We start from the raw sequence: 14270 nt of genomic DNA on the forward strand, positions 1-14270 counted from the left end.
TATGTCGCCTCCTATTGTTTTCTATTTTTTTTTACTATTTCAGTAAATAGTGTTTCTAGATCTTGAGATGAATCAATTTTTCCTTCATAACCCAATACTCCATTACTTATAATTCCTATATCATCAGCAACATGCTCTACTTCACTTAACATATGGCTAGATAAAAGCACTGTAATCCCTTGTTTTGGGAATGAACTGATAAGTTGTCTTAATTCTTGTATCCCAATTGGGTCTAATCCATTAGTAGGCTCATCTAAAATAAGGAGCTTAGGGTTATGTATCATAGCTAGTGCAATTCCTAATCTTTGTTTCATCCCCATTGAAAAGTTCATGACTTTTTTACTACCTGTATCAGTAAGTCCAACCACCTCTAAGACCTCAAGGTTCCGTTTTTTAGGCAATCCTAAAATAGTTGTAATAACGTCTAAATTTTCTTCAGCTGTTAAATTCCCATACAGAGGCGCATGTTCGATTAAAGAACCAATGTAAAATAAATCAGTTCTACTCCATTTATGACCATTAAAAATAACCTCTCCGGATGTAGGCTTAAGTAAACCTGAAATAATTTTTAGAGCTGTCGTTTTTCCTGCTCCGTTAGGTCCCAATAAACCGTAGATCGTGTTCTTTCGCACATTTACAGTCAGTTCATTTAATACCGTATCTTTTTTATATTTCTTAGTTAACTTTTTAATTTGTAAGATATATTCATTTTCCATGTCCACTTCTCCTTATTTATAATTTAAGTTGAGTTTAGCAGTTAAAAATCAAGAGTAAATCAAAATATACAAGAAATAATTAAAAAAAATTCACCGCAAACATTAGAGCATCTTTTATCTGGTCTATCTGATGAATGGTTGCACTGCAATGAAGGGGAGAATACACCATTTCCCCCATTTGATCGTTTTAAGTATATGAGGGAAAAATTGGAGAAAATCATAGAAAGAAAAACCATCTACTGGATTTTCTTCAGCTAGATGGTTTTCTTTCTCTACTCCTTGATTCTAATTATTTCTCCGTCAATCTCAATACTTTCTACCTCTATATTATTAAGAAAGACAACCTGGTTGTTTTCATCCAGATGGTATTGCCATTTAAAGCCACGGTCTATTTCACTAGTAGTGCCCACTCGAAGTTCAATCACTTTTCCATCAGTAGCTCTTACTTTGACCACGGGCGTATACTCTGGAAGCTGATCTCTCTTTCCATCGAGACGCTCTCCTTGAATTTCAACTCCAAGGGCAGACACATGAAGCTGTTTCAGCGCTAAATCTTCCTTACCCTGTGTAATTCTTAGGTCGATCGCTTTATTCTGTACCCCATTTGTAGCATCTACTTGAAACGAGCTTTTCCACGGTCCTTGGGCAATGATTTCCTGTGTTGTATCATCGTTAATCACATCTGCTTGAACTGTCACCAGTTGTCCGTTTAATGTATCTACGGTATCTACTTCAAAGCTTCCAATGATCTTCATGCCATCCTCTGTCACTTTTTGGTCCACCATATACGAGAAGCTTTGTGCCTTCTCTCCATGGATTTCTAAGGTACTTATTCTTGCATCCTGAGGAAAAGGCGTCCCATCCTCTTTTTCAAAGGCAACCATAATGATCCCACTCTTATCTCCAATAATCCCTTCTTGTACGGTCATTTTAATGCCTGAAGCAATATGTGCTTTATTGATCATCGTTTTGTCATCTTCTGTAATATGGACTTGTTCACCATAGAATAGCTTAAAGTTGTCTAGGTAGTTGGCGGCAACAGCGGTTCCTCCTATGGTCAACACGGCGGCGGCAATGATCAGTGCTTTTTTCATCTTCCCCTTCTCTTTTTTATTCTTAGCATTTGTATTTATACTCATATTCATTTTCTCCCCTCTAGTGGCTTCCAGCGCCTTCGATTTTATATTGTCAAAATTAAGGGTCTGTGTAAGCTGTTCGATTTCTTCTTCTGTCAAATCTAGCTCCTGCATTTCCTGTTCATTGATCTCTGTTCCCTCGAAAATGCTTCTTTTCACAATCAAAACTCCTTTCTTCTTGGTATCTGTAGAACCTGATCATCTCTCCTTGCTCTCATTCTTTTCTGATAGTGCCATCTTTTTGTCCTATTAGCATTTTCATTTTATTTTTGCTTCTTCCGAGTCTCGCACTCATGGCTTTTTCATTAATCCCTAGCTTTTGAGCAATGTCTTTTACTTTTTCCTGATAAAAATAACGCCTGACGATGATTTCCTGCTCCGCTTCGGGGAGCTGCCCAATCAGTTTCTGAATTTCTTGCTGCTCTTCTTTCTGATACACGTATTCTTCTGTAGAATCAGCTGTAGCCACATGCTCCTTCAATTCCTCTTCAATCCGGTTGCCTCGTTGTCTTAATACATTCAAGGTAAGGTTTCTTGCTGTCATGGCTAGATAAGCCTTTAAGCTATCCCCTTGCAGTTCAATTCTGTCTGCCTTTGTCCATATCTTAATAAACGTATCAGAGCTTATTTCTTCGATATCGTAGCTATTCAAGCGCTTTCCCGCTATTTTGGCAATAATTGCTGCCACATAGCGCATATATTTATCGATTAATTGTTCATAGCAATCTTCATTTTTTTGCTTGATGCCATTTAATAACGCTTGGTCATTCATTCTTTCTCCTCTCTTTCTGATGTAGTAAGATCTTACCCAAGTGGACGTCCCTTTTCTTATCCCCTCACTCTAATAGACACCGGTTTGCTAAAAAAACCTACACACATTTTTAATTTTTTATAAAGCTCTAATCGAGCAATTCCCTTGTCCATTTGCTTATTGGGGAAATGAAACATTAATAAAGATAGGAGGACATTAATACGCTGATAGAGAAGCAGAATTATTTAAAGGAGGGACGAAATGAATTACTTTATTGGTAAAAACCAAGATAATCATGCTCCTCTTTCAAATGGAAATGTCTTAGCTTGGCTTCAGCAATATGATGCTGGATGTCATCCAGTAGATAAAATAAGCCAGCTTTTTTTTCGGTATTTTGACATGTCTAGCTCACTTTTGGAACATCCAGGCTCCTATGTACTAGCGAAGGATCTGCATGAAAAAGTGTGGTATGATCCATATGGAATCGTTCAAGAGGAGCTAGGTCAAATTGGTGAGATTATATCAATTAATAGCACGAGATATATCCAAGGCTACGGAATATATGAAGTGGTTTCTCATAAAGGGAACACCGTCGTCAGAACAAAAACATGGGCTCCTCCACATAGAAACTCTATCATACGCTCTATAGAAGTAAAAACTCTCCGCGGCAACCCTTCCGCAGCTAGAATCTACCCTGTTGTACATATGAAAAATATTGTGCAACGAATCGAAAATATCTTTATTTCTCGGTTGGCTGTTAATCAATGGCTGGCAACCATGGTTTCCCCCTCCGCTCCAGGAGTAGCAGGCAATATTTCCAAAGCAGTCACTGGAGGACTGGTTACGATCTTTGAACACAGCTTGCTTCCTACCCCCTTAGTCTTTAGCATTCCTGCTCAAGAAATCCCTGGTCTCGAGTATAGCCAACCGGTCTTTCAGGTGTTTGCAGCTGGGTCCTCCAAGGAAGAAGCCCTCTACGAATTAAAAAGCTCCCTTGCTCAAATCAATCAGAGCGAACAAGAAACATATCAATTTTGGCAAGGCTGGCATAAGAAATCAATCACACTAGATCTCCTCCCACCTCACCTAGACTACTTTTGGAAAGTTAGCAACACACTACTAAAAATGAGCCTACAGCAAGATGGAACGCCTATTATTATTGGATTTAGACCCTATCAAGGCAATGTGTGGATTCGTGATAGTTTGTGGATTGCCTCTACTTTAGCCTTAGCAGGACATAGAGAAGAGGCTGTTCAAGCATTATACGCCACACTTGGTTATTTACTCGAACGACCTGATGGTAACTATTATTTTGCCTATAATGTTGTCACTCGTTTACCTAATGAACATGCTTTCGAGAATGATACGACAGGACTCATTTTATATGGGATATGGCAGGTCTGGTCCATAATTAGAGATCGTACGATCATCGATCAGACATGGCCAATCATTCGCCAATCGACCGAATGGATTTTGAAGAATCGCGATGCCAGTGGACTCATTTTTGCTGATGCTGGAATTTGGGAAACATTTGGACCACATTTAGGGGAAGAATTTGAGCACATGACATGGACATCGGCTATCTCAGCATTTGGGTTACTCAGAGCTGCTGAAATGGCAGAGGCTATCTCTAAACAAGAAGAGGCGAACCAGTATAGACAAGGAGCTACAGAATTAATTCGAGCTATTCATAAACATAATGTTCATAAGGGTGTTGTCGTTCGTTCTATGGAAAGCAAATTATTAGATGCCTCCGTTACTCTCTTCTTTTCTGAATTTCCGATCTTCCCAAAAGAGTGGCTGGCACCGACACTAAAAGCTATACAGCAACGGCTTGAAGATCCTTTCATTGGAGGTATCTGGAGACATGAAAGCTTGACAACAGAAGAAGGCGATTTAAAGCCGTGGACAGGACCCACCTTCTGGCTCGGTGAGGCATTTTTAGTGAACAATGAGCTTAATGAAGCGTGGAAGTACTTTCACCATAATTACAGGAACAGTTCTTTTTGTGGTCTTTTACCAGAGTTGCTCTACAGTAGAGGGCGACCGAGAGGGATTGGAATGCCCAGCTATTCTCAATCCGGTGTGATTCGATCTCTGTTACTTTACCAAAATCTTAAGAAAAGGGTGAAGCTATGAACGGAACATACATTGGGCAAGGAAAAATGCTGATCTTAACAGCTTGGGGCAGTAAACTCATCGTTCCCTCAGAGGATTTAAGTTTGACCCCTGACCTCGTGTTGCGTGGTTCCATTGAGGCGCCTCTCACCAACTATTTTATTAAATCCGTTAAGCCGGGCGAGCGCATGATTGACGTTGGCGCAAATGTAGGCTACTACTCGGTACTCCTTGGTCACCTTATTGGTCCCACAGGAAAGCTATTTGCCTATGAGGCTAACCCTTATGCCTATGCTTATCTCGTAGACAATCTCTCCCTCAACTATTTACACGAACGAAGTACTGTATCTCAACAGGCTGTGCATTCCCAAATAGGCACTATTCCCTTTTTTCAATGCAAAAAATTCATTGGAAATAGTTCAATCTATCAGCATGATGTTACCTACGAAAAAAACTATCATGACCAAATAGAAGAAATGAACGTCCCAACGGCTGTTTTGGATCAGGATTTTAAGGATATAGATCAGATTGACTACTTAAAAATGGATATCGAAGGAGGAGAGTTTCAGGCATTTCAAGGAATGAGGAAGCTCCTCACCAGCGGGAGGCTAAAAACGGTTGTCTTTGAATTAAATCCAGCGATGCTTCAAGAGGATTGGCTCCCATTTGTTCAACTACTTTTGGAATACAAGAATAGCGGGAAGCAATTCTATACTTTAACAGATGAAGGAAGCCCGCTGTTGATCAACCTTGAAAGTGTCATTCAAGGAAAAAGCGGGCTTCCCTATATCCTGATGAAATAAAAGGCTATTTATAATTGAACTTCAATTGTTGTTCCCTGACCCACCTCACTGTAAATAGTAATTTCTCCATGATGCTCCTGAATAATCTCCTTAGCGATAGCCATTCCGAGTCCAGAGCCTTTATGTGCATCTCCTGTGTTGGTTCCGCGATAATAGCGCTCAAAGATCTTATCCAGCTCCTCCTTCTTTATTCCTCTGCCATTATCTTTAATTGTAATGAGAGTACGTTCCTTCTTTTCAATACCAACCACTATTTTTACATGAGGGGCATTATGGATCATGGCATTATAAATGAGATTGGTAAGCGCTCTTCGAATCAAAACAGCATCGACCTCGATAGGGATATTTTCTTGGCTTACTTGGAATTCAATATTTTGTTTAGCGTATTTTGGATCATTCAGGATATCGATCGTCATGCTGCGTAGCAGTGATACAATATTGACCGTTTTTTTATTTAATACAAATTCCTTATTCTTTAGCCTTGTAGTTAAATTTAAATCTTCAATCACTTCTTTGATATAAACTGATTTTTTCTCAATTATCTCTGCATATTCCCTTACCTCTGTCAAAGAAAAATCATAATCTGGGTCCCTGATCATTTCAGCATAGCCTTGAATGGAAGCAAGAGGAGTCTTAATATCGTGCGAAATATTTCCAATCCACTCTTCTCTCATTTGATTCAATTTCTTTCTTTCTTTTTCATAGGCGATCAGCTGGTTCGATAAGTAATTGACATTATAAAAAACGTCTTTATACAACCCTTTTGGCTCATAGTTTATATTATAGTCTTTGTTTGCCAGCTTCTTAATCCCATTAATTAAAGAATGCAGTGGCTGTGTTAGCCTTTTGCTAAAAAAATACCCAATCAGTAAAGCTATGAAAATATCTGTAAGAAAGATAAGAACTCCTATCTTCAGCCATGAATCAAAGGACCGATAATCGAAAGTGATAAAGTATCGGTTAATATTGGGGTCCTCTATTCCAATTAAGTAGCTATACGTACTTTCTGTTCCCTTCTTTTCTCCAACAAAAATAGTGGTAAGGGCATTTATTTCTTTATATTTGTACATCTGAATCAGTTCCGATGGAATGTATTTCTCTTGTACTTCGGCTGGTGCTCGAAAGCGATATACCTCCTGACCATTCTCGTTTAGAATCTGTATCCATGCCTGCCTTTCAAGTAATTCTTCCTTCCCTTGTTCAGTAATACTCACATCATCCCTCATGATGCTTACATGATGATGGAACTGTCTTGTAAATTGTTCAGGAGAAGTTTCGTTTTTTTGAAATATAGGGGCATCAAAAGCAGATTGAGCGATTAACAGGCCGACCATGATAAACAAGTTGATAAAAATAACAAAGGTTACGACTAACACAATGGACAGCATATACCTTCCTGTTAATTTCCATTTCATGCCCTATTCATCCTCAACAGTCAGCTTGTAGCCCAAGCCTTTGATCGTAATAAGAAATTGAGGATGTGACGGATTTTCTTCGATTTTTTCTCTTAATCTTCTTATATGAACCATTACTGTGTTATCAATACCAATGCTGTCCTCACCCCAGACGGTGTCATAAAGCTTTTCTTTACTAATAACTTTATTTACATTTTGCAGAAAGTACTTCATTAAGCCTAATTCTTTTGGTTTTAGGTCTATACTATTCCCATTCTTTGATAATTCTGCTTTTTGTTCATTCAGGACAAAAGGTCCTGCTTCAAGTATTACATCCTTCACATCATCTGTTTGCATATAGCTTGCTCTGCGCAACTGGGCCTTTACTCGATAAGCCAGCTCTTTGGGACTAAAGGGCTTTGTAATATAATCGTCCCCACCTAGAGCAAAGCCAACTATTTTATCTACCTCTTCGGTCTTGGCTGATAAAAACAAAATAGGTACTTTCGATATGGCTCTTATTTGCCGGCAAACATCATAGCCTTCTTCATCTGGCAGCATAATATCTAACAAAACAAGAGCAGGTTCTTTTTGTTGAAATTGAATTAATCCTTCTTTCGCAGTCGTAGCCGTCACTACATGATCAATGCCTTCTTTGTTTAAAACTGTCTTAATAAGTCTTAAAATATCTTCTTCATCGTCAATAATTAACACTTTTTGGTTATAAAGTGACATCTATCGCTACCTCCACTCTCCTAAGGTTATCCTTCATTGTATATGAATATCCCTTGGGTTTCATATGCTGCCAGTCATGCCCTAGCTATGCCTCAACTTCTTGAGAGAGCCGTTATGGCAGCTTCTCAGCAGCCTTCTCAGGAATCTCCTGTTCATTCACCTCTTGATAAGAGGTAACGACTTTTTCATTCTTTACATAGAGGACTAAGTACGCTTTCTCCTGAAGCTGTTTTGGCGCCGTAAACGTTAACAGCTTTTGTTGACCGGCTTGATTAAAGGCTGGCAATGTATACTCATACCTCACCATAATCTCTCCACTGCTAAGGATATCTTCTAGCCTCTCTCCCTGCCCTTCTACCTGAGTATAATATTCATCGGCACCTAATCTATTTATATTTACGTTTTGCAAAAATACTAGGGCTCCAAAAACAATGGCGACTATAACAGCACTAGCAATGATTATTTTTTTCATTTTCTATTTCTCCTGACTTTTTTATTCATTTTGTTTTCGTGACAATCTTGTAATAGGAATTTACGGTTAAGAAATAATAGACGGCATATAGCGATACATACACACCTATACAGACTAGGACAGGCAGGACTAAGCTAGATTGGAGGAATCTTGATAAAGCAGTTAGGGCAACGACTGAATGTGCAATACCAGCGAACAACGGCAGGGCAAAAACAAAAAGAATTTGCTGGGATACTGCTTTCTTTATTTCCTTTTTTGTCATCCCAATTTTGGCTAATATGTCGTAACGAGCTTTGTCTGCATGGGCTTCTGTCACCTGTTTAAAATAAATAATGCTCCCCGTCGCCCCAAGGAATACTAACCCTAAGAATCCACCTATAAAAATCAATAAGCCCATGGATGCCAATCCCGCAGAATAATCCGAATAAAAGCTAGAAAGCTTAGCTTCATTTGGCAAAATGGATTGAAGTTCCTTTGTTAATTGATCTGCCTGATCCTCCGCGGTCATTCCATAGGCTTCCATGTGTACGATATCAGTTGCTTTCGAAAGTTTAGAAAATAGCTGATCACTAACCACCAAAGTTGTATTAGCTGTATATAGATTTAGAACGTTATATTCCTTCACTTCCTTAAATGTAATGTTCTCTCGTGTGTTATTGACCTTCAAGGGGATTGTGACCCCGACATATTTAGGGGATAATCCTTCGTAATAGGCTGCGTCTAATACAACGGCCTCGTCTTCTTCTAAGGAAAGGGATTCCTTTCGCTCTTGAACTCTTACTAATTTGTTGAACATGTTGTTTGGAATGATTGTATAGACTACTTCATCGCTTGAAATAGCACTATTCAGATTCGTCATCTCTGCACGAAGTTGTACTGTGGGGACACTCTCATGATAGAGAAGCTCATGATTTTCATCCTGCTCGATCCGCTCCCTTACTTGCTCTGTTATGTGCTGGTCAACATTGATCAACATGAAGCTATTTGGATTTAGAGCATCTACATTATTTCTGACGTTATAGTACAAGCTATATGCTGTGCCAACCGCTGTTAAGGTTGTCGCGCTAAGGACAGCAATTATGGTTAGGGTACGTGCATTTCCCTTGATACGATAGAGGAGCTGGGAGATGCTTATGAAGCTCGTTCCTCTCCAAAAGTTCTGTTTATTCTTTTTTGACACCTTCAGTACATACACGGTTAATGCACTAAAGAATAAATACGTACCTAGAATAACGCTTACCACAATAACAAGAGGGGTCACCATGAAACCGATGCTTCTCCAGAGTTCCGATTCCAGGATATTTTGAAGAGCAAGCCCATATCCTATTCCAATACATAGGAAGGAACATAGGGCGACAATCAAAGAAGCTTTTGGCTCTATTTCACCTTGCTTATCCGCTTGAAATAATTCAATTAATGTAAATCTGTATATCAATCTGTATCCATGTATCGAAGTAATAATGGTAATTAGGGTAAAGACAATCGATGTGTTCACAATCGCCTCAAGTGAAAACGATAAACTTGGAATGATTTCATACCCCATGACCTTCATTAAAATCGACACAAAAAACCTCGATAGACTAGAACCAAGAATGATGCCCATGATAATGGCGAGCGTCCCCATGATAAAATTTTCATAAAACAGCATCCGACCTATTTGTTTTTTGCGAACACCTAGCAAGGAATATAGACCCACTTCCTTTTTACGTTTCCTTATAAAAAAAGAAGTAGAATACCAGATAAAAACAGCTACAAAAATCAATAATACAACGGCGGCTACATTAAAAATGGAACTAATCTTTTCAGACGAATCAGATATAGCTTGAATCGTTTTATCATATTTTAAGGAGACGAACGTAAAGTAAATCACAATACTAAATATCATAGAAGCAAAATATAATAGATAGTTTGTAAAGCCTCTCTGTATATTTTTTCTGGCAAGACGAAATAAGATCATGAATCACTACCTCCAAATGAAGAGAGCGCAGCTATTATTTCTTGAAAAAACCTCTCACGAGAATGCTGCTTTTTATGAAGCTCAGAAAAAACACACCCATCTTTGATCAATACTATTCTTTGACAGAAGCTAGCAGCAAAAGCATCATGTGTAACCATCATAATCGTCGACTTATTCTGCTTATTCAGGGCAGCTAAGTTTTCCAATAAGCTGGTAGCAGACTTTGAATCCAACGCACCTGTTGGTTCGTCCGCCAATATGAGGCTCGGATTTGTTACAATAGCTCGTGATGCTGCCGTTCGTTGTTTCTGACCACCTGAGATCTGATAAGGATATTTATCAAGAATTTCCCTTATACCAAACGTATCAGCCATTTCCTGCACCCGTTTTTCAATTTCTTTTGCCGGAACCTTGGATAAAGCTAGGGGAAGTAAAATATTTTCCTTCACCGTCAATGTATCAAGCAGATTATAATCCTGAAAAATAAAACCAAGTTTATTGCGGCGAAAATCGGATAGCTGCTCTTCCTCCATTGCAATAATATTTTGATCAGCAATGATGATCTCTCCAGACGAAGGTGTATCAATGGTAGAAAAAATATTTAACAAGGTCGTTTTTCCAGCCCCCGAAGGTCCCATGATTCCTATAAACTCCCCTTCGCTAATCTCTAGATTAATATCTTCCAAGGCTCTATATAAATGGTCATTCGTCCCATAAACTTTGTGAACACTTTTGGCACATAAGATGGTTTTCATTCATTATCCTCCTGACTCAAGATATTGAAATTATACCTCCTTGAACCTTACACCGTTTTAATCCCTATCTTACATAAACCTTAAAATTTTTAATGATAAAGATACCAGCATTAATATTTTTCATCCATGAAATGTTCAGTTTTATATGGTCAAACAGACAAATAAATCCTTTACAATAGAAGTAAGAATCGTACAAATAAAGCTGAAAACATATACATATTTCAACAAAAAAGAAAAAAGTATTGAATATCCCTTGACAAAATAAACAATACTATATAATAATTAATATTGAATTATAATTATTATAAATTAGATGGTGATGCTGTCCTATACTCTGGGCTGACTACTCACTATTCTAAAAAATAACACTTAGGAGGAAGATGTAAAATGTCTCTAATTGGAAAAGAAGTACTACCATTCGCAGCAAAAGCGTACCATAACGGTGAATTTATCGATGTAACAGAAGCAAATTTTAAAGGAAAGTGGAGTGTTGTTTGCTTTTATCCAGCAGATTTTACATTTGTATGCCCTACAGAACTAGAAGATCTGCAAAACCAATACGCAACATTAAAAGAACTTGGAGTTGAAGTGTACTCCGTATCAACAGATACACACTTTACTCACAAAGCATGGCATGATCACTCAGAAGCGATTAGCAAAATTGAATATATTATGGTTGGTGACCCTTCTCAAAAGATTTCTCGCAACTTCGAAGTACTTAACGAGGAAGAAGGTCTTGCTGACCGCGGTACTTTCATCATTGATCCAGACGGCATCATCCAAGCAGTTGAAATTAATGCAGGCGGAATCGGCCGCGATGCAAGCACCATTGTTGGCAAGATTAAGGCAGCTCAATATGTTCGCAAAAACCCAGGTGAAGTCTGCCCGGCTAAATGGCAAGAAGGGGCTGCTACACTTAAGCCAAGCCTTGATCTTGTAGGAAAAATTTAAGGAGCCCAATCATGATACTGGATGCAGATATAAAAGCACAATTAGCCCAATATCTTCAACTGATGGAAGGCGATGTGCTCCTTAAAGTAAGCACAGGCTCCGATGATGTATCTCGTGATATGCTTGCTCTGGTAGATGAACTGACCACTATGTCAGCCAACATTAAGGTTGAAAAGACTTCCTTACAAAGAACTCCGAGCTTTAGTGTGAATCGCATCGGCGAAGACACTGGAGTAACGTTTGCCGGTGTTCCACTAGGGCATGAGTTTACTTCCTTAGTCTTAGCTCTGCTTCAAACGAGCGGAAGAGCTCCAAAAGTGGATCAGAAGGTCATCGACCAAATTAAAAATATGAGTGGTGAATATCGCTTTGAATCCTATATTAGCTTGAGCTGTCACAATTGCCCTGACGTAGTGCAAGCCTTAAACCTGATGAGCATTCTCAACTCTGGTATCACTCATACCATGATTGATGGTGCTGCTTTCAAGGAAGAGGTAGAAAGCAAAGAGATCATGGCTGTACCGACTGTTTTTCTTAATGGAGAACCCTTCGGCAGTGGTCGTATGACACTTGAGGAAATCCTCGCTAAGATGGGAAGTGGTCCAGATGCTGCTGAGCTTTCTGAGAAAGACCCATTTGATGTGCTTGTTGTTGGTGGCGGTCCCGCTGGTTCAAGTGCAGCCATCTATGCAGCACGCAAAGGCATTCGTACAGGGATTGTTGCCGAGCGCTTCGGCGGTCAGGTAATGGACACCTTGGGCATAGAGAACTTTATCAGTGTGAAATATACGGAAGGTCCTAAGCTTGTAGCGAGCTTGGAGGAGCATGTCAAAGAGTACGGTGTAGATGTCATGAACCTACAGCGTGCAAAACGTCTAGAAAAGAAGGATCTAATCGAGGTTGAACTTGAAAATGGAGCCGTACTCAAGAGTAAAACCGTCATCCTTTCAACAGGCGCACGCTGGCGCAATGTTGGCGTACCAGGAGAAGCCGAGTTCAAAAACAAAGGGGTCGCTTATTGTCCCCATTGTGACGGTCCCTTGTTTGAAGGAAAGCATGTGGCAGTGATTGGCGGAGGTAATTCTGGTATTGAGGCGGCGATTGACCTTGCAGGTATTGTCAAGCATGTAACTGTTCTTGAGTTCATGCCCGAGCTGAAAGCAGATGCGGTTCTTCAAGAGCGCCTGCATAGCCTTCCTAACGTAACCGTCCTTAAGAACGTTCAAACAAAAGAAATCACAGGTACTGATAAAGTAAACGGGATTTCCTACATCGATCGTGAAACAGGGGAGGAGCATCATGTTGAACTACAGGGTGTCTTCGTTCAGATCGGACTTGTACCCAATACCGACTGGTTAGGTGACGCGATCGAACGTACCCGTTTCGGTGAAATCATGGTCGATAAGCACGGTGCTACAAACCTCCCAGGAGTATTTGCAGCAGGCGATTGTACTGATAGTGCCTATAAGCAAATCATTATTTCCATGGGATCAGGAGCAACAGCAGCCTTAGGTGCCTTCGATTACCTCATTCGAAATTAAGCGATAAAAGAAACGATATTTTAGGATTCTGTAAGAGGTTTTACTATGCTTGCGTAGTAAAGCCTCTTTCCTTTTCATATTGACATTCTCAGTAAGGTAGTAGAAACTAAATTTAAAACGACCCTCATATACTGCCAACTGCTGATAAATTAGATTGTAATAAAGAATCTCTATACATATACGGGACTTAAGTAAAGAGTATTATGAATAAAGTAGACTTCCATCAGATTACGTTTTTACTCTACCTGATGGTTAGAATAGAACAGGATAAATAGCTTCAGCTTCGAATGGGAAGTAGGGGGAATAGAGAATAGAGGTGGAATATGAAAGTTATTGGTTTTATAGTACGACTTATAGGAATTATGTTGATTGGTGTCTTTTCTTTAATGTCATTAGTTTTTGTCATTTATATCCTTACATCAAAAGCAGCGATGGGGACGAGCATATTCGGACTCATCCTAACTGCTATCATCTTCGGTCTACCAGGCTTTTTGTTGTACAGATACGGGGGAAAACTCGCTAGAGGAACAGGTCATACCGGACAAGGACAGCCTAACGGCGAATTTAACGCCGCCTTTAACCAGGTATTCGACAAAGCTTTTTCAGGTTCTCCAGAATCATCACAGGATCTCGGCAAAGATATCAATAAATTGGTTGACCAAACACTATCTATGAAGCATAACAGTGGGAATACTCATACGACAACGAAAACAGTTCATACCCAAACTATTTCATCAGGTGAAATGCCTGATTGGGCAAAATCGTTAGCACAACAGGCAGCTGCGCAAGCTTCACCCCAGCCACGATCAGTAACCTGCAAAAGCTGTGGTGCAAACAGCGTGGTCAAAACACACGATGCCGTTTGCGAATATTGTGGAGGGATCTTAAGTGAGTAGAATGTGTATCGTGTAAAATAAGTTGTAAGTAAATTGAATTGATCG

13 protein-coding genes are annotated in these 14270 nt (G+C 39.4%); 5 read left to right on the forward strand and 8 right to left on the reverse strand.

Features of this window, described 5'->3' with window-relative positions; translation table 11 throughout:
* Positions 1 to 11 precede the first annotated feature (11 nt).
* From JCM10596_RS15150 to JCM10596_RS15160, 3 genes are all read right to left on the reverse strand, one after another.
* The gene (locus JCM10596_RS15150) at positions 12 to 716 is read right to left on the reverse strand and encodes a lantibiotic protection ABC transporter ATP-binding protein (RefSeq protein ID WP_025027860.1); all 705 of its coding nucleotides are present in this window, start codon (positions 714 to 716) and stop codon (positions 12 to 14) included.
* Positions 717 to 988: 272 nt separating this feature from the next.
* Positions 989 to 2011: a hypothetical protein gene (locus JCM10596_RS15155; protein WP_025027861.1), complete on the reverse strand. Its 1023-nt coding sequence runs from the start codon at positions 2009 to 2011 to the stop codon at positions 989 to 991.
* A 55-nt stretch (positions 2012 to 2066) separates the two neighbouring features.
* Positions 2067 to 2624: an RNA polymerase sigma factor gene (locus tag JCM10596_RS15160; RefSeq protein ID WP_025027862.1), complete on the reverse strand. Its 558-nt coding sequence runs from the start codon at positions 2622 to 2624 to the stop codon at positions 2067 to 2069.
* A gap of 240 nt (positions 2625 to 2864) precedes the next feature.
* On the opposite strand from JCM10596_RS15160, the gene JCM10596_RS15165 reads away from it, so the two are divergent.
* Both JCM10596_RS15165 and JCM10596_RS15170 read left to right on the forward strand, forming a co-directional pair.
* Positions 2865 to 4742 carry a glycoside hydrolase family 15 protein gene (locus tag JCM10596_RS15165; RefSeq protein ID WP_025027863.1) on the forward strand — a complete coding sequence of 626 codons (1878 nt, stop codon included), beginning with the start codon at positions 2865 to 2867 and terminating at the stop codon, positions 4740 to 4742.
* Positions 4739 to 5524, forward strand: coding sequence for an FkbM family methyltransferase (locus JCM10596_RS15170; RefSeq protein WP_025027864.1), 786 nt, complete (start codon positions 4739 to 4741; stop codon positions 5522 to 5524). Before JCM10596_RS15165 ends, JCM10596_RS15170 begins: the two co-directional genes overlap by 4 nt.
* An 8-nt stretch (positions 5525 to 5532) precedes the next feature.
* Here the strand turns inward: JCM10596_RS15170 and JCM10596_RS15175 are convergent, their stop codons facing one another.
* The 5 genes from JCM10596_RS15175 to JCM10596_RS15195 all read right to left on the reverse strand — a co-directional run bounded on the left by JCM10596_RS15175 (position 5533) and on the right by JCM10596_RS15195 (position 10837).
* Positions 5533 to 6939, reverse strand: a complete 1407-nt coding sequence (locus JCM10596_RS15175; protein ID WP_025027865.1) for a sensor histidine kinase — start codon at positions 6937 to 6939, stop codon at positions 5533 to 5535.
* Positions 6940 to 6942: 3 nt separating this feature from the next.
* Entirely contained in the window at positions 6943 to 7653 is a 711-nt protein-coding gene (locus JCM10596_RS15180) for a response regulator transcription factor (RefSeq protein WP_025027866.1), read from the reverse strand.
* Between the two features lie 112 nt (positions 7654 to 7765).
* Positions 7766 to 8125 (reverse strand): YxeA family protein, encoded by a 360-nt coding sequence (locus tag JCM10596_RS15185; protein WP_025027867.1) that lies wholly within the window; start codon positions 8123 to 8125, stop codon positions 7766 to 7768.
* A gap of 25 nt (positions 8126 to 8150) precedes the next feature.
* Positions 8151 to 10082 (reverse strand): FtsX-like permease family protein, encoded by a 1932-nt coding sequence (locus JCM10596_RS15190; RefSeq protein WP_025027868.1) that lies wholly within the window; start codon positions 10080 to 10082, stop codon positions 8151 to 8153.
* Positions 10079 to 10837, reverse strand: coding sequence for an ABC transporter ATP-binding protein (locus JCM10596_RS15195; RefSeq protein ID WP_025027869.1), 759 nt, complete (start codon positions 10835 to 10837; stop codon positions 10079 to 10081). The genes JCM10596_RS15190 and JCM10596_RS15195 overlap by 4 nt, the downstream gene beginning before the upstream one ends.
* Before the next feature lie 387 nt (positions 10838 to 11224).
* Between JCM10596_RS15195 and ahpC the strand changes: the two genes are divergently transcribed.
* From ahpC to JCM10596_RS15210, 3 genes are all read left to right on the forward strand, one after another.
* Complete coding sequence (gene ahpC / locus JCM10596_RS15200) at positions 11225 to 11788, forward strand: alkyl hydroperoxide reductase subunit C (protein ID WP_025027870.1); 564 nt, start codon at positions 11225 to 11227, stop codon at positions 11786 to 11788.
* 11 nt (positions 11789 to 11799) lie between these two features.
* Positions 11800 to 13329 (forward strand): alkyl hydroperoxide reductase subunit F, encoded by a 1530-nt coding sequence (gene ahpF / locus JCM10596_RS15205; RefSeq protein ID WP_025027871.1) that lies wholly within the window; start codon positions 11800 to 11802, stop codon positions 13327 to 13329.
* 323 nt (positions 13330 to 13652) lie between these two features.
* On the forward strand, positions 13653 to 14225 hold the full coding sequence (locus JCM10596_RS15210; protein ID WP_025027872.1) for a hypothetical protein: 573 nt from the start codon (positions 13653 to 13655) through the stop codon (positions 14223 to 14225).
* Positions 14226 to 14270 lie beyond the last annotated feature (45 nt).

The sequence above is a fragment of the Caldalkalibacillus mannanilyticus JCM 10596 genome (genome assembly GCF_000615945.1).
GTDB lineage: Bacteria > Bacillota > Bacilli > Caldalkalibacillales > JCM-10596 > Bacillus_AT > Bacillus_AT mannanilyticus.

Coding starts and splice junctions, on each gene's coding strand:
- JCM10596_RS15150 (WP_025027860.1), bottom strand. CDS start 716: ATGGAAAATGAATATATCTTACAAATTAAAAAGTTAACTAAGAAATAT.
- JCM10596_RS15160 (WP_025027862.1), bottom strand. CDS start 2,624: ATGAATGACCAAGCGTTATTAAATGGCATCAAGCAAAAAAATGAAGAT.
- JCM10596_RS15165 (WP_025027863.1), top strand. CDS start 2,865: ATGAATTACTTTATTGGTAAAAACCAAGATAATCATGCTCCTCTTTCA.
- JCM10596_RS15170 (WP_025027864.1), top strand. CDS start 4,739: ATGAACGGAACATACATTGGGCAAGGAAAAATGCTGATCTTAACAGCT.
- JCM10596_RS15175 (WP_025027865.1), bottom strand. CDS start 6,939: ATGAAATGGAAATTAACAGGAAGGTATATGCTGTCCATTGTGTTAGTC.
- JCM10596_RS15180 (WP_025027866.1), bottom strand. CDS start 7,653: ATGTCACTTTATAACCAAAAAGTGTTAATTATTGACGATGAAGAAGAT.
- JCM10596_RS15185 (WP_025027867.1), bottom strand. CDS start 8,125: ATGAAAAAAATAATCATTGCTAGTGCTGTTATAGTCGCCATTGTTTTT.
- JCM10596_RS15190 (WP_025027868.1), bottom strand. CDS start 10,082: ATGATCTTATTTCGTCTTGCCAGAAAAAATATACAGAGAGGCTTTACA.
- JCM10596_RS15195 (WP_025027869.1), bottom strand. CDS start 10,837: ATGAAAACCATCTTATGTGCCAAAAGTGTTCACAAAGTTTATGGGACG.
- ahpC (WP_025027870.1), top strand. CDS start 11,225: ATGTCTCTAATTGGAAAAGAAGTACTACCATTCGCAGCAAAAGCGTAC.
- ahpF (WP_025027871.1), top strand. CDS start 11,800: ATGATACTGGATGCAGATATAAAAGCACAATTAGCCCAATATCTTCAA.
- JCM10596_RS15210 (WP_025027872.1), top strand. CDS start 13,653: ATGAAAGTTATTGGTTTTATAGTACGACTTATAGGAATTATGTTGATT.